Origin of the sequence: Nevskia sp., assembly GCF_051860985.1 — a bacterium.
Classification (GTDB): Bacteria; Pseudomonadota; Gammaproteobacteria; order Nevskiales; family Nevskiaceae; genus Nevskia.
In genome coordinates this window covers 13365-34106 of sequence record NZ_JBIMKV010000009.1, presented here as the reverse complement: position 1 = coordinate 34106, position 20742 = coordinate 13365, and the positions used below count along the sequence as shown (strand labels likewise).

18 protein-coding genes and 5 tRNA genes are annotated in these 20742 nt (G+C 68.8%); 15 read left to right on the top strand and 8 right to left on the bottom strand.

All coding sequences use genetic code 11. From position 1 onward, the window contains the following. Positions 1-115 precede the first annotated feature (115 nt). On the top strand, positions 116-3679 hold the full coding sequence (locus ACTIGJ_RS10535) for a PAS domain-containing hybrid sensor histidine kinase/response regulator (RefSeq protein WP_439640266.1): 3564 nt from the start codon (positions 116-118) through the stop codon (positions 3677-3679). Here ACTIGJ_RS10535 and ACTIGJ_RS10530 read toward each other — a convergent pair. Then, a complete protein-coding gene (locus tag ACTIGJ_RS10530) occupies positions 3652-4344 on the bottom strand; it encodes a response regulator (protein ID WP_439640265.1) in 693 nt (230 codons plus the stop codon). The genes ACTIGJ_RS10535 and ACTIGJ_RS10530 overlap by 28 nt on opposite strands. A gap of 180 nt (positions 4345-4524) precedes the next feature. Between ACTIGJ_RS10530 and ACTIGJ_RS10525 the strand changes: the two genes are divergently transcribed. Continuing rightward, the gene (locus ACTIGJ_RS10525) at positions 4525-5877 is read left to right on the top strand and encodes a DcaP family trimeric outer membrane transporter (RefSeq protein ID WP_439640264.1); all 1353 of its coding nucleotides are present in this window, start codon (positions 4525-4527) and stop codon (positions 5875-5877) included. On the opposite strand, the gene ACTIGJ_RS10520 is transcribed toward ACTIGJ_RS10525, so the two are convergent. Further along, complete coding sequence (locus ACTIGJ_RS10520; RefSeq protein WP_439640263.1) at positions 5865-6251, bottom strand: DUF6713 family protein; 387 nt, start codon at positions 6249-6251, stop codon at positions 5865-5867. The two genes, ACTIGJ_RS10525 and ACTIGJ_RS10520, sit on opposite strands and share 13 nt — an antisense overlap. A 5-nt stretch (positions 6252-6256) precedes the next feature. Continuing rightward, entirely contained in the window at positions 6257-6577 is a 321-nt protein-coding gene (locus ACTIGJ_RS10515; protein ID WP_439640262.1) for a DUF2834 domain-containing protein, read from the bottom strand. A gap of 123 nt (positions 6578-6700) precedes the next feature. Here ACTIGJ_RS10515 and ACTIGJ_RS10510 point away from each other — a divergent pair, with 123 nt between their 5' ends. Beyond that, a complete protein-coding gene (locus ACTIGJ_RS10510; RefSeq protein WP_439640261.1) occupies positions 6701-7579 on the top strand; it encodes a helix-turn-helix domain-containing protein in 879 nt (292 codons plus the stop codon). On the opposite strand, the gene ACTIGJ_RS10505 is transcribed toward ACTIGJ_RS10510, so the two are convergent. After that, positions 7576-8052 (bottom strand): DUF1348 family protein, encoded by a 477-nt coding sequence (locus tag ACTIGJ_RS10505; protein ID WP_439640260.1) that lies wholly within the window; start codon positions 8050-8052, stop codon positions 7576-7578. The genes ACTIGJ_RS10510 and ACTIGJ_RS10505 overlap by 4 nt on opposite strands. 408 nt (positions 8053-8460) lie before the next feature. Beyond that, positions 8461-8548, bottom strand: a tRNA-Leu gene (locus ACTIGJ_RS10500). A 64-nt stretch (positions 8549-8612) separates the two neighbouring features. Here ACTIGJ_RS10500 and queA point away from each other — a divergent pair. Then, on the top strand, positions 8613-9656 hold the full coding sequence (gene queA, locus ACTIGJ_RS10495; RefSeq protein WP_439640259.1) for a tRNA preQ1(34) S-adenosylmethionine ribosyltransferase-isomerase QueA: 1044 nt from the start codon (positions 8613-8615) through the stop codon (positions 9654-9656). Between the two features lie 10 nt (positions 9657-9666). Here the strand turns inward: queA and ACTIGJ_RS10490 are convergent, their stop codons facing one another. From ACTIGJ_RS10490 to ACTIGJ_RS10480, 3 genes are all read right to left on the bottom strand, one after another. Next, entirely contained in the window at positions 9667-10902 is a 1236-nt protein-coding gene (locus ACTIGJ_RS10490; RefSeq protein WP_439640258.1) for a TIGR03862 family flavoprotein, read from the bottom strand. Beyond that, positions 10899-11372 (bottom strand): DUF421 domain-containing protein, encoded by a 474-nt coding sequence (locus ACTIGJ_RS10485; RefSeq protein WP_439640257.1) that lies wholly within the window; start codon positions 11370-11372, stop codon positions 10899-10901. The genes ACTIGJ_RS10490 and ACTIGJ_RS10485 overlap by 4 nt, the downstream gene beginning before the upstream one ends. A gap of 81 nt (positions 11373-11453) precedes the next feature. Next, positions 11454-13052, bottom strand: a complete 1599-nt coding sequence (locus ACTIGJ_RS10480) for a glucan biosynthesis protein (protein WP_439640256.1) — start codon at positions 13050-13052, stop codon at positions 11454-11456. Positions 13053-13107: 55 nt separating this feature from the next. Between ACTIGJ_RS10480 and ACTIGJ_RS10475 the strand changes: the two genes are divergently transcribed. The 11 genes from ACTIGJ_RS10475 to rplA all read left to right on the top strand — a co-directional run bounded on the left by ACTIGJ_RS10475 (position 13108) and on the right by rplA (position 20704). After that, positions 13108-13764 carry an MOSC domain-containing protein gene (locus ACTIGJ_RS10475; protein ID WP_439640255.1) on the top strand — a complete coding sequence of 219 codons (657 nt, stop codon included), beginning with the start codon at positions 13108-13110 and terminating at the stop codon, positions 13762-13764. 26 nt (positions 13765-13790) lie between these two features. Beyond that, positions 13791-16262, top strand: coding sequence for an ATP-dependent helicase HrpB (gene hrpB, locus ACTIGJ_RS10470; RefSeq protein ID WP_439640390.1), 2472 nt, complete (start codon positions 13791-13793; stop codon positions 16260-16262). A gap of 128 nt (positions 16263-16390) precedes the next feature. Beyond that, a tRNA-Tyr gene (locus ACTIGJ_RS10465) sits at positions 16391-16476 on the top strand. 34 nt (positions 16477-16510) lie between these two features. Continuing rightward, positions 16511-16584 (top strand) — tRNA-Gly (locus ACTIGJ_RS10460). Positions 16585-16620: 36 nt separating this feature from the next. Further along, positions 16621-16696, top strand: a tRNA-Thr gene (locus ACTIGJ_RS10455). 310 nt (positions 16697-17006) lie between these two features. Continuing rightward, positions 17007-18203: an elongation factor Tu gene (gene tuf / locus ACTIGJ_RS10450; protein WP_439640389.1), complete on the top strand. Its 1197-nt coding sequence runs from the start codon at positions 17007-17009 to the stop codon at positions 18201-18203. Positions 18204-18308: 105 nt separating this feature from the next. Then, positions 18309-18384: transfer RNA gene (locus ACTIGJ_RS10445), tRNA-Trp, on the top strand. A gap of 33 nt (positions 18385-18417) precedes the next feature. Next, positions 18418-18816 carry a preprotein translocase subunit SecE gene (secE, locus tag ACTIGJ_RS10440; RefSeq protein ID WP_439640254.1) on the top strand — a complete coding sequence of 133 codons (399 nt, stop codon included), beginning with the start codon at positions 18418-18420 and terminating at the stop codon, positions 18814-18816. Then, complete coding sequence (nusG, locus tag ACTIGJ_RS10435) at positions 18816-19349, top strand: transcription termination/antitermination protein NusG (protein WP_439640253.1); 534 nt, start codon at positions 18816-18818, stop codon at positions 19347-19349. Before secE ends, nusG begins: the two co-directional genes overlap by 1 nt. A gap of 214 nt (positions 19350-19563) precedes the next feature. Next, on the top strand, positions 19564-19995 hold the full coding sequence (rplK, locus tag ACTIGJ_RS10430) for a 50S ribosomal protein L11 (RefSeq protein ID WP_439640252.1): 432 nt from the start codon (positions 19564-19566) through the stop codon (positions 19993-19995). Between the two features lie 4 nt (positions 19996-19999). Continuing rightward, a complete protein-coding gene (rplA, locus tag ACTIGJ_RS10425; RefSeq protein ID WP_439640251.1) occupies positions 20000-20704 on the top strand; it encodes a 50S ribosomal protein L1 in 705 nt (234 codons plus the stop codon). The last annotated feature ends 38 nt before the right edge of the window (positions 20705-20742 follow it).

Sequence of the window (20742 nt, the reverse complement as noted above, 5' to 3'; positions counted from 1 at the left end):
GATCCCGCCCCCGGACTTTGGTCGCAGGCCCGGCAACGGCGCCTGAACCGGTGTGGTCGCTGGCTTATGCTGGCCGGCAGCGGCCGGCAGCGGGTCCGGCGTGGGAGACACCGGGATGCTCGAGGTCTGGTCGCTGTTCCTGATCTCGGCGATCTATGTCGCCGTGCTGTTCGCGGTCGCCGCCGTCGGTGATCGCCAGGCCCGGGTCCGGCCGCCGCTGCGGGTCACCCCGCGCGCCAAGCCGTGGACCTACAGCCTCGCGCTCGGCGTCTACGCCACCTCGTGGACGTTCTACGGCGCGGTCGGCCGGGCGGCGTCCGGCGGCTGGGATTTCCTGCCGATCTACCTCGGCCCGATGCTGGTCTTCCTGCTGGCCGGCGGCTTCGTCGCCCGCCTGATCGAGATCAGCAAGCGCCACAACATCACCTCGATCGCCGACTTCATCGGCGCCCGCTACGGCCGCAACCAGCGGCTGGCGATGTTCGTCACGGTGGTGGCGGTGCTCGGTGTGGTGCCCTATATCGCGCTGCAGCTGAAGGCGGTGGCTTTCGGCTTCGAACTGCTGGCGCACGGCAGCGGTACGGCGCCGGTCGATGACCGGGTGTACGACAACGGCGCGCTGTTCGTTGCCGCGCTGCTGGCCGGCTTCGCGATCCTGTTCGGCACCCGCCAGGTGGTGGCCAGCGAGAACCACCACGGCATGGTGCTGGCGATCGCCTTCGAGTCGATGATCAAGCTGCTGGCCTTTCTGGCCGTCGGCCTGTTCGTCTGCTACCAGCTCTACGACGGTCTCGGCGACGCCTGGGCCCACGCGCTGGCGCGGCTCGATGCCCAGGCCGACCAGCGCGACGGCCGCTGGCAGGCCGGCTTTGGCGCGCAGACGCTGCTGGCCGCCGCCGCCGTGCTGTGCCTGCCCCGGCAGTTCCACGTCGCGGTCGTCGAGAACGCCACGCCCGGCGATCTCCGGCGCGCCCGCTGGGTGTTCCCGCTGTTCCTGCTGGCGATCAGCGTCTTCGTGCTGCCGATCGCCGCCGCCGGGCTCGACCGCCTGCCGCCCGGCGCCGCCGGCGACACCTTCGTGCTGGCGCTGCCGCTGTCGCAGGCCCACGGCGGGCTGGCGCTGATCGCCTATCTCGGCGGCTTCTCGGCGGCCACCAGCATGGTGATCGTCGAAACCATCGCGCTGTCGACGATGATCTCCAACGAACTGGTGCTGCCGGCCGTGCTGCGTTCCAGGCGCTTCCGGATCGATGCCGGCGGCGACCTGTCGCCGCTGATCAAGAACATCCGTCGCACCGCGATCGTCGCCATCATCGCCGCCGCCTACCTGTACTACCGGATCTACACCGGCATCGGCTCGCTGACCGCGATCGGCCTGCTGTCGTTCGCGGCGGTGGCGCAGTTCGCCCCGGCGATCGTCGGCGGCGTGGTCTGGCGCGGCGGCACCCGCGCTGGCGCCCAGGCCGGCCTGCTGCTCGGCTTCGGCCTGTGGGCCTACACCTTGCTGCTGCCGGCGCTGCTGGCCACTGGCAACAGCGCGCTGCTGGCCGAAGGGCCGTTCGGCCTGGCCTGGCTGCGGCCGCAGGCGCTGTTCGGCCTGAGCGGCGTCGACGACATCACCCACGGCACGCTGTGGAGCCTCGGCGTCAACACGCTGGCCTACCTGCTGGTGCCGCTGGCCTTCAAGGCTGGGCTGCGCGAGCGCCTGCAGGCCGGCCGCTTCCTCGACGTGCCGTCGGCAGTGCGCCCGGTGCGCGAATCACCGACCCGCATCGCCGCCACGGTCGGCGATCTGGTGGTGCTGCTGGAGCGCTTCTTCGGCGCCGACCGCGCGCGCAGCGAACTGGAACTGCATGCCCGCCGGCTCGGCCGGCCGGCGCCGAAGCCGGACGACCGGGCGTCGTCCGAGCAGGCGCGCCACGTGGAGCTGCTGCTGTCCGGCGCGCTCGGCGCCTCCAGCGCCCGCCTGGTGCTCGGTTCCGCGCTCGGCGGCCGCGACATGCAGCTGGAGGACGTGATTCGCCTGCTCGACGAGACCGCGCACGAGATCCAGTTCAACCGCGAACTGCTGCGGGCCTCGCTGGAGCATCTGTCGCAGGGTGTGTCGGTGGTCGACAAGGACCTGTGCCTGGTCGGCTGGAACCGGCGCTATCTGGAAATGCTCGATTACCCGGATGGCCTGATCAAGGTCGGTCGGCCGATCGCCGAGGTGTTCCGCTACAACGCCGAGCGCGGCCTGCTGGGCCCCGGCGACATCGACACCCAGGTCGAGCGGCGCATCGCCCATCTGCGTGCCGGCACGCCGAACAGCCACGAACGCCTGATGCCGGACGGCCGGGTCATCGAGGTGCGCGGCAGCCCGATGAGCGGCGGCGGCTACGTCACCAGCTATTCCGACGTCACCGCCTACAAGCAGGCCCAGCAGGCGCTGGAAGTGGTCAACGAACAGCTCGAGGAACGGGTCGGCGAGCGCACGGCGGCGCTGGAGGAAGCGCGCGGCGCAGCGGAGCGCGCCAACCGGGCGAAGTCCCGCTTCCTGGCCACCGTCACCCACGATCTGGTGCAGCCGCTGAACGCCGCGCGGCTGTTCGTGACCTCGATCGACCGCGATGCGGTGCCGGCCGACACCGCGCGGGTGGTCGGCCAGGTGGAAAGCGCGCTGCACGCTGCGGAAAACCTGATCAGCGCGCTGCTCGACATCTCCCGTCTCGATGCCGACGCCCAGCCGGTGCGCCGCGAGCATTTCCCGGTCGACCGGGTGCTGGCGCCGCTGGCCAACGAGTGCTCGGCGCTGGCCCGGGCGCGCGGCCTGGAATTCCGCTTCGTGCCGTCGTCGGCGATCGTCGAGACCGATCCCGCGCTGCTGCGCCGAATCCTGCAGAACTTCCTGTCCAACGCCGTGCGCTACACCCGCAGCGGCCATGTGCTGCTGGGCTGCCGGCGGCGCGGCGACACGCTGGAGATCGCCGTCATCGACACCGGGCCAGGCATTCCGGCGGAACGCCAGCCGGAGATCTTCGAGGAGTTCCGGCGGCTGGAAGTGGGCCGGGACTTCGATCACGGCCTCGGGCTCGGGCTGTCGATCGCCGACCGCCTGTCGCGGCTGCTGCAGCACCGGCTGCAGCTGCGCTCGGTGCCCGGGCGCGGCAGCAGCTTCTCGATCCGCGTGCCGGTCGGCGACCGTGCCTTGGTGGCGCCGCTGCGGCCGGCGCCGGTGGCGCGTTCCACTGATCGCCTGCACGGCCGGCTGGTGTTCTGTCTCGACAACGAGGAAGCCACGCTGGATGCGCTGCGCGCGCTGCTCGGCCGCTGGGGCTGCCGGGTGGTGACCGCCCGCAACGCCGAGGAAGCGCAGGCCCGCGCTGCCGCCGGCGAGGAAGTGCCGGACCTGGCGCTGATCGATTTCCACCTCGGTGAAGGGCCGGACGGCATCACGCTGATGGCCGCACTGCGCCAGCGCTGGGGTGTGGCGGTGCCGGCCATCGTGCTGACGGCCGATCCGACCGAGGCGGCCCGCACTGCGGCCGCCGCAGCCGGTTATGCGCGGCTGCCGAAGCCGGTGAAGCCGGCGGCGCTGCGGGCGCTGATGAGCCGCACGATCCGTATCCGCGACGCTGACAGCGTCGATGCCGACGCCGCCGATGGCGACGTTCAGTCGTCGTCGCCGATGTCCGACTGAGTGCTGTCCAGCGGCGGCGTCAGGGTGTCGGCACTGGCGTCGAGCAGCCGCCGTGCCAGCAGGGCCGCCTGGGTGCGGCGGTACAGCCCGAGCTTGCGCAGGATCGCCGTGACATGGGCCTTGACGGTGGCTTCGGTGACGTTCAGCTCGTAGCCGATCTGCTTGTTCAGCCGGCCATCGGCCAGCGCCATCAGCACCTTGAACTGCTGCGGCGTCAGGGTCGCGATCTGGCGGGTCAGCGCCTGTTCGGCCGCGCCCTGATCGACCGCCTCGGCCAGCCCCTCGGGCAGCCATTCGTTGCCGTCGAGCAGCGCCCGGATGGCATCGCCGATGACCGCCAGCGAAGCAGATTTCGGGATGTAGCCACAGGCGCCGAAATCGATCGCCCGGCGCACCACCAGCGGATTTTCCTCGCCGGAGACGATCGCCACCGGCACGTCCGGACGCAGACCCCGGAGCTGGATCAGCGAGGAAAAGCCGCTGCTGCCGGGCATCCGCAGGTCGAGCAGCACCAGGTCGCAGTCCGGCTGCCGTTCCAGCGCCGCCAGCAGGTCGGCCATCGATGCCGTGGCCTCGACGGTGGCGCCCGGCACGGCATCGGCCACCGCTGCCGTCAGCGCGGCGCGGAACAGCGGATGGTCATCGGCAATCAGCAGTCGCAGCATGGTCGGCAGCCTCGTCCGGCACGGGACGGCCATGATTGCACCACCGTACGACCTTGGTCGCGATTCGACCTAAGGTGAATGTTACGGGTCAGCCCTCGTCGTCACCCTTTCGCTGCGGCCCTTGATGCCGCAACCGGCATCCCTGTCGGCATACCGAACAAGGCAACGAGGAGTGAGGATATGAGCCCAGCACGCAGCCGGTTTGTCGTGGCCTTGATCGCCGCCGGGTGTGCGATGGCCGGCCCGGCTGCCGCCGATGACGATACCGCCGCCGTGATCGCCGACCTGAAGCGGCGCATCGAGGCGCTGGAGCAGCAGCTGGCTGCCCGGCCGCCGGCCGAGGCCAGCGCGTCTGCCGCGCCGGCTGCCGCCGCCGCACCGGCAGTAACGGCCAGCAACGGCAACGGCGGCGACTTCAAGCTGGCCTGGGGCGGTTATGTGAAGGCCGATGCGATCATCAGCCGCTACAGCGATGGCCCGGTTGCCCAGGGGCTGGGCCGCGATGCCTTCGTCCCGAACTCGATCGCCGTTGCCGCGCCGGGCGCCGGCAATGCGCGCACCTACAACGACCTGCACGCCAAGGAAACGCGGCTCTACCTGAAGGGCTCCGGCACGGTGCTGGGCCACAAGGTCGGCGTGAACACCGAGATCGACTTCATCGCCGGCCAGCTGACCCAGACCCTTGCCGGTGCTCCGAACGAAGCGGTGACCAACGCCTATAACCCGGCGTTCCGGCTTGGCTACATCGACTTCGACAATTTCCGCATCGGTCAGGACTGGACCACGATGCAGAACATGGTCGCGCTGCCGGACATCATCGACCTGATCAACTGGCCGAGCGAAGGCACCGTGTTCGGCCGCCAGACCATGATCCGCTACACCTGGGGCGGCCTGCAGCTGGCGCTGGAAAACGGCGAGACCACAGTGGCGCAGAGCGGCGGCAACACCTTCGGCGTGACCAACGACAACGCGCTGCCGGACTTCGTCTGGCGCTACAACTACAAGACCGCGCACTGGGGTGACTATTCGCTGGCCGGCGTCGCCCGCCAGCTGACCGATCGCGGCTTCGTGCCGGGCAGCAATGATTCCTCGCTCGGCTGGGGCCTGAGCCTGGCCGGCAAGATTCCGCTCTGGGGCCAGGACGATCTCCGCTTCACCGTCAGCGGTGGCGACGGCATCGGCCGCTACCTCGCGCTGAACTCGGTGGGCGATGCGGTGATCGATCCGGCCGGCAAGCTGCACGCGATCGAGATCATCAACGGCTTCCTTGCCTGGCGACATCCGTGGAACGACCAGTGGCGTTCGAACCTGGCCCTGTCGGCCTACCGCGCGAATGTCGGCGAAACCGGCGAAGGCACCCTGCTCGGCAGCGGCGTGACCCGCATCGTCCGCAGCGTCACCGCCAACCTGCTGTATTCGCCGATCCCGAAGATCACCTTCGGCGCCGAATACCGCTACGCCCGCCGCGACACCGTCGGCAACCTGTCCGGCGACATGAGCCGCCTGCAGTTCTCGGCGCGCTACAACTTCTGAGCCGGCCGCGTGACCAGCCACAGCAGCCCGCACAGCGCGCCTCCGAAGATGTAGCCCGCGCTGTCGGCATGGACGAAGTCGTAGTGGCGATGGCCGCTGAACAGCAGGTGCAAGCCGGAGTGGACGACCAGGAACCCGCTGATCGCGAGGCGCGCCCGCTGCCGGGTCGCCGGGTCGGCGCTGCCGATCCAGCCGGTCAGCAGCGCGAACAGCGGCACGTGCAGCCCGATGAACAGCGGGCGGGCGAGCGCTTCGTCGAGCATCGACAGGCCCGGCAGCACCCGCCATTCCGCGCGCAGCACGGCATCCAGCTCATGGGTCGCCAGCAGTCCGTAGCCGATCAGGAACAGCCATTCGCGCAGGCGGCCGGCCATCGCGATCAGGCCCAGTTGCGGGCCGGTGCCGAGCCGGTGGCAGCGCGGCTGCCGCGCATCAGCAGGTAGGCCAGCGGCCCGAACGAGCCGAGTGCCAGCGTGGCGATGATGTAGGGCCAGACGGTGATGCCGCGGCTGCGGGCATCGCCGACCATCCAGACCATCACTAGGCTCAGTGCGATCACCAGATCGCTGAGCACCTGCAGGCCGGCCGGGTGCAGGTGGCTGGCGAAGATGCCGATGTAGCCAACCTCCTTCAGCGCGTAGGCGGTCAGCACGGCGAACGGCAGCAGGATGGCAAGCAGCACGGGGCGGGGCAGGGTCATGGCGCATCTCCGGGAAGTAAGCCGCAGGTTGGGCGGCGGCTGCAGACTCGGCTTCGGCAGACGGCGCTGCAATTACCTCGCAGGTCATCGCGCGCCGGTCGCGCGCTCGCCACAATCCTGCTCATGAACGCCATCCACCCGATGCCCGCCGAAGCCGCTGCCGCCGGCAGCCGCTTCGGCGATACGCTGCGCCGCGCGCGCAGCCAGCGCCGCCGCAGCCAGCTGGACCTGGCGCTGTCGGCCGGACTGTCGCAGCGCCATCTGAGCTTTCTCGAATCCGGCCGCTCGCAGCCGAGCCGGGCGATGCTGCTGCGCCTGGCCGAGGCGCTGGATCTGGGCCTGGCCGACCGCAACGACTGGCTGATCGCCGCCGGCTTCGCGCCGATCTACGCCCAGCGGGCCATCGAGGCGCCGGACATGACGCCGCTGCGCGAAGCGCTGGCGCGGATGCTGCGCCACCACGAGCCGTTCCCAGCGATGGTCATCGACCGCGCCTGGAACCTGGTGATGGCCAACGAGGCGACGCGCCGGATGATCGCCACCGCAGCGCAGGTGGCCGGCACCACCGAAGACGGGCTGTGGACGCGGGTCTGCGGTGACGGCCCGCGCAACATGATCGAGATGAGCCTGCACCCGGACGGCCTGCGCGCCTTCGTGGTCAATGCCGACGAGGCGATCGTCGCCATCCTGTCGCGGCTGTCGCTGGAAGCGCTGGACCATCCGCCTTCGGCCCGGCTGCGCGAACGCGTGCTGCGTCTCCCGGGTATCGCCGCCGCCGCCCGCAATGTCGATGTCACCGCCAGGCTGTCGCCGGTGCTGGCCACCCATTTCCGGATCGCCGGCCAGGACCTGAAGCTGTTCGCCATGCTGTCGCGCTTCGACACGCCGCGCGACCTGACGGCCGAGGATCTGCGCGTCGAAACCCTGTACCCCGCCGATGCCGCCAGCGAAGCGCTGCTGCGCGCCCTCGCTGGCGACCCGGCGTCGACCGCCGCCGGCTAGAGCCCCAGCGCGCTCAAGCCCGGGTGATCGTCCGGACGCCGGCCGGACGGCCAGTGGAACTTGCGATCGCCTTCGCCGATCGCCAGGTCATTGATGCTGGCGTGGCGCATCGCCATCAGACCGTGGCCGTCGAACTGCCAGTTCTCGTTGCCGTAGCTGCGGAACCAGTGCCCGGCGTGGTCGTGCCACTCGTAGGCGAAGCGCACCGCGATGCGGTCCCCACCGAACGCCCACAACTCCTTGATCAGTCGGTAGTCCCGCTCCTTCGCCCACTTCGCGGTCAGGAACTCGACGACCTGGTTGCGGCCGACGAAGAACTCGTTGCGATTGCGCCAGCGAGTATCCGGCGTGTAGGCCAGCGACACCCGCTGCGGGTCCTTCGAATTCCAGGCGTCTTCGGCCAGGCGAACCTTCTGCGTGGCGGTTTCCAATGTGAACGGCGGCAACGGCGGACGGGGTTCCACGACGGTCATCGGGCGTCTCCTCGGTCAGTGATCGTTCTTGTCGTCAGGGATGCGGCAGACAGCAGCGAAGACGGTACCCCACGACAGCCGCTTTCGACATCACGGCACGACCCGCCTGCGCCCAGACGCTCCACCGCTGCCGCGCCGGCATCGCCACGACCACCCCCGCCGCAAACCGCTGGCCGGCAAGGCAGGGCAACGGCAGGCGGGAAAGCGCATTCCGCGGGTGTGGGGGCACGGAGGTGAGCGGCGGAACAGCAGCGCCGCCACGCGCAAGTCGAGAAGTACCCCCAAAAGTACCCCCAAAAAATCTTGCGACCCACGCGCCCAGCGCAGTCGCCCCGGACTCAGATTCCGGTGAGATTGTTGATTTTATTGGAGTTTTTGGACTTCGCCGGACCTTGCCGGACGTATAACTGGTGCCTGAGGAGAGACTCGAACTCTCACGAGGGGTTGCCTCGGCGGATTTTGAGTCCGCTGCGTCTACCGATTCCGCCACTCAGGCACGCGATGCGACTTGCGCGGCGCGCATCATAGCAGCCGTCCTGCCGCCATCCGACCCGTTGCCCATGCAGCTCCGTGATTTTTCGTACGACCTTCCGCCGGACCTGATTGCCCAGACGCCGCCCGCCACGCGCAGCGGCGGGCGGATGCTGGTAGTGGCCCCGGATGCTGCCGGCTTTCGCGATGCCCGGGTGGTCGATCTTCCGGGCGAGCTGCGGGCTGGCGATCTGCTGGTGCTGAACGACACCCGGGTGATCCGGGCGCGGCTGCATGGGACGAAGGACTCCGGCGGCAAGATCGAAGCGATGATCGAGCGCGTGCTCGATAGCCGGCAGGCGCTGGCCCAGATCCGCGCCAGCAAGACGCCGAAACCTGGCGGTCGCCTGGCCTTCGGCGCCGATGGTGCGCTGGGCGCCACGGTGATCGCCAAGCACGACGATCTCTACGAACTGCAGTTCGATACCGACGATCTGCTGGCGGCACTCGATGCCCACGGCGAGCTGCCGCTGCCGCCGTACATCGAGCGCAAGCCGGGCGACGACGATGACGCCCGCTACCAGACGGTCTGGGCGCGCGAGCCCGGTGCGGTTGCCGCGCCCACGGCCAGCCTGCATTTCGACGACGCGATGCTGGCGGCGATCCGCGCGCGCGGCGTCGACATCGCGTTCGCGACCTTGCACGTCGGCGCCGGCACCTTCCAGCCGGTGCGGGTCGATGACCTGAGCCAGCACCGCATGCACGCCGAACGGGTGACGGTGACGGCGGCGCTGGCTGACGCAGTTGCTGCAGCCCAGGCGCGCGGCGGGCGCGTGGTGGCAGCCGGTACCACGGTCGTGCGGGCGCTGGAAACAGCCGCAGCGGCGAGCGGCCGCGTGCAGCCGTACCAGGGCGAAACGCGGCTATTCATCACGCCGGGCTACGAATGGCGCTGTGTCGATGCGCTGCTGACCAATTTCCATCTGCCGGAATCGACCCTACTGATGCTGGTCTGCGCGTTCGGCGGTTTCGAGCGGGTGATCGCTGCGTATCGCCACGCGGTGGCGCATCGCTACCGCTTCTTCAGCTACGGCGACGCCATGTGGCTGCCCGGGCGTCGGTCGCCGGCCTGAGCAAACGCCATCAGGCCGTCCGCCATGCCGCCGCGCCAAGCCCGGCGACGCGGCCGCTGGCGAAGCAGGCGGTCAGCAGATAGCCGCCGGTCGGCGCTTCCCAGTCGAGCATCTCGCCGGCGCAGAACACGCCGGGCAGCGCGGTCAGCATCAGCTGGCGGTTGAGCGCTTCGAAGCGCACGCCGCCGGCGGTGGAGATGGCATCGTCGATCGGGCGGGGCGCCAGCAGGCGAACGTCGAGGCACTTGATCGCGCCGGCCAGCCGCGCCGGGTCATCGAACGCGTCGGCCGTCGCGCATTCCCGCAGCAGCGCGGCCTTGACGCCGTCGATGCCGCAGCGGTGCAGGTGCTTGGCCATCGACTGCTTGCCGCGCGGCGTCGCCAGCCTGGCGACCAGCCGGTCGAGCGGCGTGCCGGGCAGCAGATCCAGTTGCAGCTGCGCGTGGCCATCGCGACGGATCGCGTTGCGCAGTTCGGCGGACAGGGCATAGATCAGGCTGCCTTCGACGCCGACCGCCGTGACGATGAACTCGCCCTGCTGGAACGCGCCGTCGCCGCCCTGCGCGGGCGCCAGCCGGGCGGCCACCGGCTTGACCGGCTGGCCGGCGCCACGTTCGCGCAGGATCGCGCTCCAGCCGGCCTCGAAGCCGCAGTTGGACGGCTGCAGCGGGGCGATGTCGATGCCGCGCCCGGCGAGCAGTGCGGTCCAGCGGCCATCGGAACCGAGCCGCCGCCAGCTGCCGCCGCCCAGCGCCAGCACGGTGGCGTCCGGCGTCACCGCCAGCGCGCCGTCCGGGCCATCGAACTGCAAGGCGCCATCGGCGTTCCAGCCGGTCCAGCGATGGCGCAGGTGAAAGCGCACGCCGGCCTCACGCAGCCGGCGCAGCCAGCCGCGCAGCAGCGGCGCGGCCTTCAGGTCGGCCGGAAAGACGCGCTGCGAGGTGCCGACGAAGGTGTCGATGCCGAGGCCTTTCGCCCAGTCGCGCAGCTGCGCGGCGCCAAAGGCTTCGAGCATCGGCCGCAGCGTTTCGGCGCGGCTGCCGTAGCGGGAGACGAACGGCGCGAACGCTTCGGCATGGGTCAGGTTCAGGCCGCCGAGGCCGGCAATCAGGAACTTGCGGCCGCAGTTCGGCATGGCGTCATAGACATCGACGGCGCAGCCGGCCGCCGCCAGCGTTTCCGCCGCCATCAGCCCGGCCGGCCCGCCGCCGATGACGGCAACCCGGCGCGCATGGGGACGGCTCATCGCTTGCTCCGGCGCAGCACGACGCTGATCGCGCCATTGGTTTCCAGCATGGCCACGCGAACCTCGTCGATGCGGATGCAGCCGGCCTTGCGCAGCGCGGCATTCAGGTCACGGCGCGACAGATCAGCTGCCGCCAGCGTGTCCGGGCGCAGCCGGCCATTGCGGATCAGGATCTGCGGCCGGCCGACCAGCAGATGCTCGCAGCGCTTGCTGGCGGTGGTCGCGTAGTCGAACAGGTAGTTGATGGCGATCAGCGTGGTGGCCGAGATCAGGCCGCCGATCAGGGAGTTGTCGCCGGCATTCATCGAGTTCTGCACGGCGTTCGACAGCACCAGCAGCAGCACCAGATCGAACGGAGACAGCTGTGAAACCTGCCGCCGGCCGGTGGCGCGCAGCAGCGCCAGCAGGAACAGGTAGACGGCGATCGAGCGCAGCACCAGCTCCCACCACGGCACGGTCAGTTGCCACATCGTCACGATTCCTCCTGCGGTCCGGCCGCCATGATGGGGCCGAACCGCAGGCCGTGTGGCCGCGCAGGTGCAGGCCTGGCTCTACAGCCGGTCGAGGTGCCGATCCGCCGGCGCCGGCGGGTTGTACTGGTAGACCCAGGTTTCGCTGAGCGGCTGGCCGACCGACTTCAGGAACAGCCGCAGATCGATCGGATCGGTCGAGTCATCCGGCGGGCGGATGTCGAAGATCGCGCGGTAGCCCTTGATCGCATGCAGCGGCCGCGCCGAGGTCAGCTCGATGGTGCCGCGCGAGGCGCTGATGATCGCCTCGACCTTGGTGTTGCTGCCGAGCAGGGCCAGATCGCCGCCGGCGAAATCGACCGCGAAGCGCCACGAGAAATACTGGCGCTTCTGGCCGACCACGCCGCCGAGGCCGGTGCGCGTGGCCTGCACGGTGGCCAGGCGCGGCGCCACCGGCGGCTTGCGGCCCCAGTGCAGCCGGTAGGCGTAGAGCAGTTCCTCACCCGGCATCGGCTTCTTTTCCGGGTTCCAGAACGCGACCATGTTGTCGAAGGTCTCGTCGGCGGTCGGAATCTCCACCAGCTGCACGGAGCCCTTGCCCCAGTCACCCTTCGGCTCGACCCACAGGCTCGGCCGCAGGTCGTAGAACGCGCCGTCGTCCTGGTAGTGGTCGAAGTTCTGGTCGCGCTGCATCAGGCCGAAGCCGCGCGGATTGTTGTCGAGGAAGCTGTTGAAGCGCAGGCCGGTCGGGTTGACCAGCGGCCGCCAGATCCACTCGCCGGCGCCGGTCCACATCTGCAGGCCGTCGGAGTCATGGATTTCCGGGCGGTAGTCGTAGGCCAGGCGGCGGTCGTTCTCGCCGGTCTGGTACATGCTGGTGCCGGGCGCGATGCCGAGGCGCTCGATCTTGCGGCGCGGATAGAGCGCGGCGTCGATCTCCATCACGTGGCTCTGGCCCGGCGAGATCTCGAAGCGGTAGGCGCCGGCCACGCTCGGCGAATCCATAAGCGCGTAGATCACCAGGCGGTTGGAGCCGGGCGCCGGGCGCTCCAGCCAGTAGGCGGTGAAGCGCGGGAATTCCTCCGGCGTCGGCGCGCCGGTGTCGATCGCCAGGCCGCGCGCCGACATGCCGTACTGCCAGTCGCCGCCGACGGCGCGGAAGTAGCTAGCGCCGAGCCAGGCGCCGACATCGCGTTCCAGATCGGTGTGGAACAGCACGCGGAAGCCGGCGAAGCCGAGGTCGGTCGGCAGCTGGGCCGCCTTGACGCCGGACTTGCCGAAATCGAACAGTGTCGAGTCGTAGGCGATTTCCTGGGCCTGACCGCCGACGATCTCGAACATCCGTACCGGGTCCTTGAAGAACAGACCCATGTGGAAGAAGCGCACCTGGAAGCTGAGGTCGTCCTTCGCCCACAGGCTGCGGTCGGCCTTGAAGCGGATGTTCTGGTAGCGGTCGAAATCCAGCCCCTGCAGGGTTTTCGGCAGATCGCGCGGCGCCGCCAGATAGGCCACCGAGGCCATCTGCCGGGCCTGGCCCTTGAGCCACGAGTAGTCGAAGGGCTGCGGCTTGCCGAGCAGCTTGAGCTTCGGCGCGGCAGCAGCTTCGGCACTGGCGGAGACACCGGTGGCGAGCGCGCCGGCACCGGCCGACAGCGATTTCAGGAGTTCACGTCTTTGCATGAGTCGTTCGGAGCGGGAAAGGCCGAGCCGTGTCGGCGTCGCCCATAATATCCGCATGAAACTGATCATCACCGGGCTCTACGCCGGTCAGGTGCAGGCGATGCCGGGTGACGGCCGGCCGACCGCGATCTTCAAGACCCCGGTCAGTGGCCGGATGGCCATCGGCCGTGAAGGTCTGGCCGGCGACGCCCAGGCCGACCGCCGCGTGCACGGCGGGCCGGACAAGGCGCTGCACCACTTTCCGGCCGAAACCCATGCCCGGCTGGCGGCGCGCTTTCCGGGCGCCGCAAGCACCCTCGGCCCCGGCGCGCTCGGCGAGAATTTCTCGACGCTCGGCGCCGACGAGACCACGGTCTGCATCGGCGACGTGTTCGCGCTCGGCACGGCCCGGGTACAGCTCTGCCAGCCGCGCCAGCCGTGCTGGAAGATCGAGGCCCGCCACGGCGTCGAAGGCATGACCCGGGCGATCGCCGATGACGGCATCGCCGGCTGGTACTACCGGGTCATCGAGACCGGCGCGGTCGAACTTGGCGACAGCATCGAACTGATCGAACGCACGCCCGCTGCGCTGACGCTCGCCGCGTTCTGGGTGCTGGTGCACCAGCATCGGCCCGACCTGGACGCGCTGCAGCGGCTGCGCGACACGCCGGGGCTGGCGGTCAACTGGCAGCAGAAGCTGGATCAGCGCATCAATTGGCTGCGGGCCAACTGAGCGTGTCCACCGGTCGACCGATCCGCCTGCCGGAGTATCCGGCGCTGGCCGCGTTGCCGGCGCTGCGGCAGGCGCTGGATGTGCCGGGTGGCCGCGCGGTGCTGGCCGCGCCGCCGGGGTCCGGCAAGACCACGGTGATCCCGCTGGCGCTGCTCGATGCGCCCTGGCTCGCCAGCAGGAAGATCGTGATGCTGGAGCCGCGCCGGGTTGCCGCCCGCGCCTCGGCGGCGCGGATGGCCAGCCTGCTGGGCGAGAAGGTGGGCGAGACGGTCGGCTATCAGGTGCGCTTCGAGCGGAAGATCGGCCCGGCCACGCGCATCGAGGTGATCACCGAAGGCCTGCTGACCCGCCGCCTGCAGGCCGATCCGGAGCTGCCCGGCGTCGGCCTGGTGATCTTCGACGAGTTCCACGAGCGCAGCCTCGACGCCGATCTGGCGTTGGCGCTGACGCTCGATGCCGCCGCCAACCTGCGCGAGGACCTGCGGGTGCTGGTGATGTCGGCCACGCTCGACAGCGTCCGCGTGGCCAAGCTGCTCGGCGATGCGCCGGTCGTCGAGGCCGGCGGCCGGATGTTTCCGGTCGACGTGCGATTCGCGCCGCCGCGTCCGGGCACGGCGATCGATCAGGCCGTGGCCGATGCCTGCGCCAGCGCGCTCGCCGAACGCGACGGCGACGTGCTGGCCTTCCTGCCCGGCGCCCGCGAGATCCGCGGCGCGCAGCGCCTGCTCGAAGCGCGGCTGCGCGAGGTGGCGGTCCATCCGCTGTACGGCGATCTGTCGAGTGCCGAGCAGGACGCCGCGCTGACGCCGACCCGCGATGGCCGCCGCAAGGTGATTCTGTCGACCAACATCGCCCAGACGAGCCTGACCGTCGAAGGCGTGACCACGGTGGTCGATGCCGGCTATGCGCGGGTTGCCCGCTTCGATCTCGGTGCCGGTGCCAACGCGCTGGAACTTCAGCGGATTTCCCGGGCCAGCGCCGATCAGCGCGCCGGCCGCGCCGGCCGCCTCGGGCCGGGTACCGCGATCCGCCTGTGGAGCCGCGACCAGCACGGCCAGCTGCCGGCCCACGACACGCCGGACATCCTGGCGGTCGATCTTTCACGGCTGGCGCTGGAACTGGCGGTCTGGGGCGTGGCCGATCCGGCAAGCCTGGCGCTGCTGGATGCGCCGCCGGCCGCCGCCTGGACGCAGGCCCGCGAGCTGCTGATGGCGATCGGGGCGATCGGCGTCGACGGCCGGATCACCGCCCACGGCCGGGCGCTGGCGCGGCTGCCGGCGGCCCCGCGCATCGCCCACCTGCTGGTCGTCGCCAAGGCCGCCGGGCTGGCCGGCGTCGGTGCCTGGACCGCTGCCGTGCTCGACGAGCGCGACAGCGGGCCGGACCTCGCGCAGGCGGTGCGCAATGCGGTCGCCGGTCGCGGCGATCCCGGCGCGCTGCGGCGGATGCGCGACACCGTGCGCCAACTGCTGGGGCTGATCGACGCCGACGAGCGCGGGGCGGTGGAGGTCGACGCCATCGGCCGGATCGTGGCGCTGGCCTATCCGGAGCGGCTGGCGTTGCGTCGCGCCGAGTCGCGCAGCGTCCGCGATGTCGGCTATCTGTGCGCCGACGGCGGCGAGGCGAGAGTGCCCGAGCGCGACGCGCTGGCGGCCTCTGAGTGGCTGGCGATCGCCCACTGGGAACCCGGCGCGCCGCGGCGTATCCGGGCGGCCGCCGCAATCAGCGCCAGCGACGTGCTGCGCGACCATGCGGCACGGATCGAGAACACCATCGAAGTGACCTGGAACGAGCAGCAGCAGGCGGTGCTGGCCGAGCGCCAGACGCGGCTCGGCGCGATCGTGCTCGAACGCAAGCCGCTGGCGCAGCCGGAAGGCGAGCGGCAGCGCGCGGCGATGATCGTCGGCCTGCGCAGCCTCGGGCTGTCGGCGCTGCCATGGACCGACGCGGCGCGCCAGTTCCAGGCGCGGGTGCTGAGCCTGCGCCGCTGGCGGCCGACCGAGGACTGGCCGGCGCTCGATGACGACACGCTGTTCGAGCAGCTCGACCACTGGCTGGCGCCGCATCTCGGCGGTATCAGCCGGCGCGATCATCTGGCCCGGCTCGATCTGGTCGGCCTGCTGAACAATCAGCTCGATTACGCCCAGCAGCAGCGGCTGGCTCGGCTGGCGCCGACCCACCTCGACGTGCCGAGCGGCTCGCGGATCGCACTTGAATACGCGGCCGACGGCGCACCGCCAGTGCTGGCGGTGAAGCTGCAGGAGCTGTTCGGGGCCACGCGCACGCCAACCGTGGATGACGGGCGCATGGCGGTGGCGCTGCATCTGCTGTCGCCGGGGCGGCGGCCGATCCAGGTCACCCGCGATCTGGCCGGTTTCTGGGCACGCACCTACGCCGAGGTGCGCAAGGAGCTGAAGGGCCGTTATCCGCGCCATCCGTGGCCGGACGATCCGCTGGTCGCCGCCCCGACGGCGCGTGCCAAGCCGCGCGGGACCTGAGGGTTTCGGGAAGGTTTCGGCAGGCATTTGCGACCATTGCGTGAATTTCGTCGCGCACGCGCATTTTTCGCTTGACGAGGCGGCCCAATGTCACCAGAATCCGCCGCTCGCTGTGACGGCTGCACTGCGGAGAGATACTCAAGTGGCCAACGAGGGCAGACTGTAAATCTGCTGACTAACGTCTACGAAGGTTCGAATCCTTCTCTCTCCACCACAGTGTTTCGCAGCAAGCGGGGTCGGGCAGTCAGGCGGGTGTAGCTCAATGGTAGAGCTGTAGCCTTCCAAGCTACTGACGTGGGTTCGATTCCCATCACCCGCTCCACGCCGTCGCCGTACCGCAGCACGCCGTTCGCAACACGCTCACATAGCTCAGTCGGTAGAGCACTTCCTTGGTAAGGAAGAGGTCATCGGTTCGATTCCGATTGTGAGCACCAATTCGCAGCACGCGGTTCCGTTCGCAGCGGAATCGAAGCGATGACCTCCCAACAACGGTCATCCATGACCACGGCCTTGGCCGGGTCAGTTCGATTCCGATTGTGAGCACCAATTCGCAGCACGCGGTTCCGTTCGCATCGGAATCGAAGCGATGACCTCCCAACACGGTCATCCATGACCACGGCCTCGGCCGGGGTCAGCCCGATTCTGATTGTGAGCACCAATCCTGAAACCCTCCCGCCGGCCGTCAGGTCGACCAGGAGGGTTTTGCTGTTTATCCCGCTACCCGACAGAGAGCATCGTTTCGCCATGGCAAAAGAGAAATTTGACCGTACCAAGCCGCACGTGAACGTGGGGACGATTGGTCACGTTGACCACGGCAAGACGACGACGACGGCGGCGCTGACGAAGATCAGCGCGGACAAGGGCTGGGGCACGTACGTGCCGTACGACCAGGTTGCGAAGGCATCGGAATCGCAGGGCCGTCGTGACTCGACGAAGATTCTGACGATTGCGACGAGCCACGTGGAGTACTCGACGAAGGCGCGCCATTACGCGCACGTCGACTGCCCGGGACACGCGGACTACGTCAAGAACATGATCACCGGTGCCGCGCAGATGGACGGCGCGATCCTGGTGGTGTCGGCGACCGACGGCCCGATGCCGCAGACGCGTGAACACGTGCTGCTGGCCAAGCAGGTCAACGTGCCGCGCATCGTGGTGTGGCTGAACAAGTGCGATCTGGTTGAAGACGCCGAACTGCTGGAACTGGTCGAAATGGAAGTGCGCGACCTGCTCGGCAAGTACGGCTTCCCGGACGACTGCCCGGTGATCAAGGGCTCGGCGACGAAGGCGATTGCCGGCGACCCGGTCTGGGTGGCCCGTCTGGAAGAACTGTACGACGCGCTGGACACCTACATCCCGGAACCGCAGCGCGAAATCGACAAGCCGTTCCTGCTGCCGGTGGAAGACGTGTTCTCGATCTCCGGCCGCGGCACGGTGGCCACGGGCCGTATCGAGCGCGGCATCATCAAGGTGGGCGAAGAAGTCGAGATCGTCGGCCTGAAGGACACCGTGAAGACGATCGTCACGGGCGTCGAAATGTTCCGCAAGCTGCTCGATCAGGGCCAGGCGGGCGACAACGTCGGCCTGCTGCTGCGCGGCACCAAGCGCGAAGACATCGAGCGCGGCCAGGTGCTCTGCAAGCCGGGCACGATCAAGCCGCACACCGACTTTGAAGCCGAAGTGTATGTGCTGGGCAAGGACGAAGGCGGCCGTCACACGCCGTTCTTCAAGGGCTACCGCCCGCAGTTCTACTTCCGCACGACGGACGTGACGGGCTCGGTGGAACTGCCGGAAGGTACCGAGATGGTGATGCCGGGCGACAACGTGAAGGTGAAGGTCGAACTGATCGTGCCGATCGCGATGGAAGAGCAGGTTCGCTTCGCGATCCGTGAAGGCGGCCGCACCGTGGGTGCCGGCGTCGTCACCAAGATCCTGAAGTAAGCGGACCCGGCCCCCGCGAACCCTCAAAAGGGTTCGCGGGGGCGTGTTTACATTTTCTCCGGGCCGGCGATATAATCGCGGCCCCTCGATTCACAGTGCGCCAACAGGGCGGTAGCTCAACTGGTAGAGCGTCGGTCTCCAAAACCGAAGGTTGCGGGTTCGAGACCCTCCCGCCCTGCCACTGTGATGACAGCAGCATTATCTCGCGAGACCGATGGAACCCTCGAAAACAGCCGGTAGCCAGGTTGAAGAAGCCGGCTCACGTTTCGACACGCTGCTGCTGATCTCGGCCTTCGCGCTGCTGATTGGCGGTCTTGCCGCCTATTACGTGCTGGATCCCGCCCTGCCCAAGTTTGCCCGCCTGCTGCTTTTGCTGGCGAGCGTGGCAGGCGCTGTCGCCGCGATCTACCGCACGGCCATCGGACAGACCTTGTGGTCGCACATCCAGGGTTCGCGTGTCGAGATTCGCAAGGTGGTCTGGCCGACGCGTCAGGAAAGCCTGCAGACCACGCTGGTCATTGCAGTGTTCGTGCTGATCGTGGCGCTGATGATGTGGGGGCTGGACGCATCGCTGCTCTGGGCAGTTCAGAAGCTCACCGGACGGGGTGCCTGATGGCCATGCGCTGGTATGTGGTGCACGCGTACTCGCAGTACGAGAACAATGTGATGCGCGCCCTGAAGGAGCGCATCGCCCGCGCCGGACTCGAAGAGAGATTCGGCGACATCCTGGTGCCGACCGAGGAAGTGGTCGAAATCCGGGACGGTCAGAAGCGGACCACCGAACGCAAGTTCTATCCGGGCTATGTGCTGGTCCAGATGGAAATGAACGAAGACACCTGGCATCTGGTCAAGTCGACGCCGAAGGTGCTCGGATTCATCGGCGGCACGCCGGACAAGCCGGCGCCGATTTCGGAGAAGGAAGCCAACGCCATCCTCAGCCGGGTTGAGGAAGCGGTGGAAAAGCCGAAGCCGAAGACGCTGTACGAGCCGGGCGAAGCGGTGCGCATCACCGAGGGCCCGTTCGCCGATTTCTCCGGCGTGGTCGAGGAAGTCAACTACGACAAGAGCCGTCTGCGCGTCGCCGTTCTGATCTTCGGTCGCGCGACGCCAGTCGAACTCGAGTTCTCGCAGGTGCAGAAAGGCTGAGTTGGCCTGTTTCGCGAGCATTGCTCGCGAGGCCAATGTGGGTCCGACCGAAAGGAAGCGCCGGGCGGTCGATCAGGGACGCACAAGGTCGAACAACAGCAAGCCACGCCCGCTTGCCAACAGATTCACACCGGCTGATGTCCATCAGCCGGCAGCGGTACCACCGGGGAGCCCAGCCGCAAGGCCGGCGTTATCACCCATCACGGAGTAAGCAATGGCAAAGAAAGTCCAGGCCTACGTCAAGCTGCAGATTCCTGCAGGCAAGGCCAACCCGTCGCCGCCGGTCGGTCCGGCCCTCGGCCAGAACGGCGTCAACATCATGGAATTCTGCAAGGCGTTCAACGCCGCGACGCAGAAGCTGGAGCCGGGCATCCCGACGCCGGTCGTGATCACGGTCTACTCCGACCGCTCGTTCACCTTCATTACCAAGACCGCGCCGGCCACGGTGCTGATCAAGAAGGCCGCCGGTATCGAGTCGGGCAGCCCGACGCCGCATACCAAGAAGGTCGGCAAGATCACCAAGTCGCAGGCGGCTGAAATCGCCAAGACCAAGTGGCCGGACCTGAACGCCGGCAGCATGGACGCCGCGATCAAGCTGATCGCCGGTTCTGCCCGTTCGATGGGCATCGACGTGGTGGAGGGCTGATCCAATGGCAAACGAAATCAAGCTGACCAAGCGTCAGAAGGCTTACGCCGGCAAGATCGCGCCGGGCAAGACCTACGCGCTCGAAGCGGCGCTGGAATTGGTCAAGACCAACGCGACCGCCAAGTTCAAGGAATCGGTTGATCTGTCGGTCAACCTCGGCATCGACGCCAAGAAGTCGGATCAGAACGTCCGTGGCTCGACCACGCTGCCGCACGGCAACGGCAAGACGGTGCGCGTCGCCGTGTTCGCCCAGGGTGCCAAGGCCAAGGAAGCGCTGGATGCCGGCGCCGACGCGGTCGGCATGGAAGATCTGGCCGCCAAGATGAAGGAAGGCGACCTGAACTACGGCGTCGTCATCGCCAGCCCGGACACGATGCGTGTCGTCGGTGCCCTCGGCCAGGTGCTCGGCCCGCGCGGCCTGATGCCGAACCCGAAGACCGGCACGGTGACGCCGAACGTCGCCGAAGCCGTCCGTAACGCCAAGTCGGGTCAGGCGCGTTACCGCACCGACAAGGCCGGCATCATCCACTGCGCGATCGGCGCGGCGAACTTCGACAACGTCAAGCTGCAGGAGAACCTGATCGCGGTGCTGCGCGACATTCGCCGCCTGAAGCCGACCACCTCGAAGGGCGTGTTCATCCGCAAGGTGACCCTGTCGTCGACCATGGGTCCCGGCGTGCCGGTCGACCTGTCGTCGCTGCCCGAGTAAATCGCATCAAGCCGAAGGCCTGCCCTGCAGGCCTTCGG

What these genes read in the sequence shown, in the direction of transcription:
- ACTIGJ_RS10535 (WP_439640266.1), top strand. Translation starts at nt 116, where the DNA reads ATGCTCGAGGTCTGGTCGCTGTTCCTGATCTCGGCGATCTATGTCGCC.
- ACTIGJ_RS10530 (WP_439640265.1), bottom strand. Translation starts at nt 4,344, where the DNA reads ATGCTGCGACTGCTGATTGCCGATGACCATCCGCTGTTCCGCGCCGCG.
- ACTIGJ_RS10525 (WP_439640264.1), top strand. Translation starts at nt 4,525, where the DNA reads ATGAGCCCAGCACGCAGCCGGTTTGTCGTGGCCTTGATCGCCGCCGGG.
- ACTIGJ_RS10520 (WP_439640263.1), bottom strand. Translation starts at nt 6,251, where the DNA reads ATGGCCGGCCGCCTGCGCGAATGGCTGTTCCTGATCGGCTACGGACTG.
- ACTIGJ_RS10515 (WP_439640262.1), bottom strand. Translation starts at nt 6,577, where the DNA reads ATGACCCTGCCCCGCCCCGTGCTGCTTGCCATCCTGCTGCCGTTCGCC.
- ACTIGJ_RS10510 (WP_439640261.1), top strand. Translation starts at nt 6,701, where the DNA reads ATGAACGCCATCCACCCGATGCCCGCCGAAGCCGCTGCCGCCGGCAGC.
- ACTIGJ_RS10505 (WP_439640260.1), bottom strand. Translation starts at nt 8,052, where the DNA reads ATGACCGTCGTGGAACCCCGTCCGCCGTTGCCGCCGTTCACATTGGAA.
- queA (WP_439640259.1), top strand. Translation starts at nt 8,613, where the DNA reads ATGCAGCTCCGTGATTTTTCGTACGACCTTCCGCCGGACCTGATTGCC.
- ACTIGJ_RS10490 (WP_439640258.1), bottom strand. Translation starts at nt 10,902, where the DNA reads ATGAGCCGTCCCCATGCGCGCCGGGTTGCCGTCATCGGCGGCGGGCCG.
- ACTIGJ_RS10485 (WP_439640257.1), bottom strand. Translation starts at nt 11,372, where the DNA reads ATGTGGCAACTGACCGTGCCGTGGTGGGAGCTGGTGCTGCGCTCGATC.
- ACTIGJ_RS10480 (WP_439640256.1), bottom strand. Translation starts at nt 13,052, where the DNA reads ATGCAAAGACGTGAACTCCTGAAATCGCTGTCGGCCGGTGCCGGCGCG.
- ACTIGJ_RS10475 (WP_439640255.1), top strand. Translation starts at nt 13,108, where the DNA reads ATGAAACTGATCATCACCGGGCTCTACGCCGGTCAGGTGCAGGCGATG.
- tuf (WP_439640389.1), top strand. Translation starts at nt 17,007, where the DNA reads ATGGCAAAAGAGAAATTTGACCGTACCAAGCCGCACGTGAACGTGGGG.
- secE (WP_439640254.1), top strand. Translation starts at nt 18,418, where the DNA reads ATGGAACCCTCGAAAACAGCCGGTAGCCAGGTTGAAGAAGCCGGCTCA.
- nusG (WP_439640253.1), top strand. Translation starts at nt 18,816, where the DNA reads ATGGCCATGCGCTGGTATGTGGTGCACGCGTACTCGCAGTACGAGAAC.
- rplK (WP_439640252.1), top strand. Translation starts at nt 19,564, where the DNA reads ATGGCAAAGAAAGTCCAGGCCTACGTCAAGCTGCAGATTCCTGCAGGC.
- rplA (WP_439640251.1), top strand. Translation starts at nt 20,000, where the DNA reads ATGGCAAACGAAATCAAGCTGACCAAGCGTCAGAAGGCTTACGCCGGC.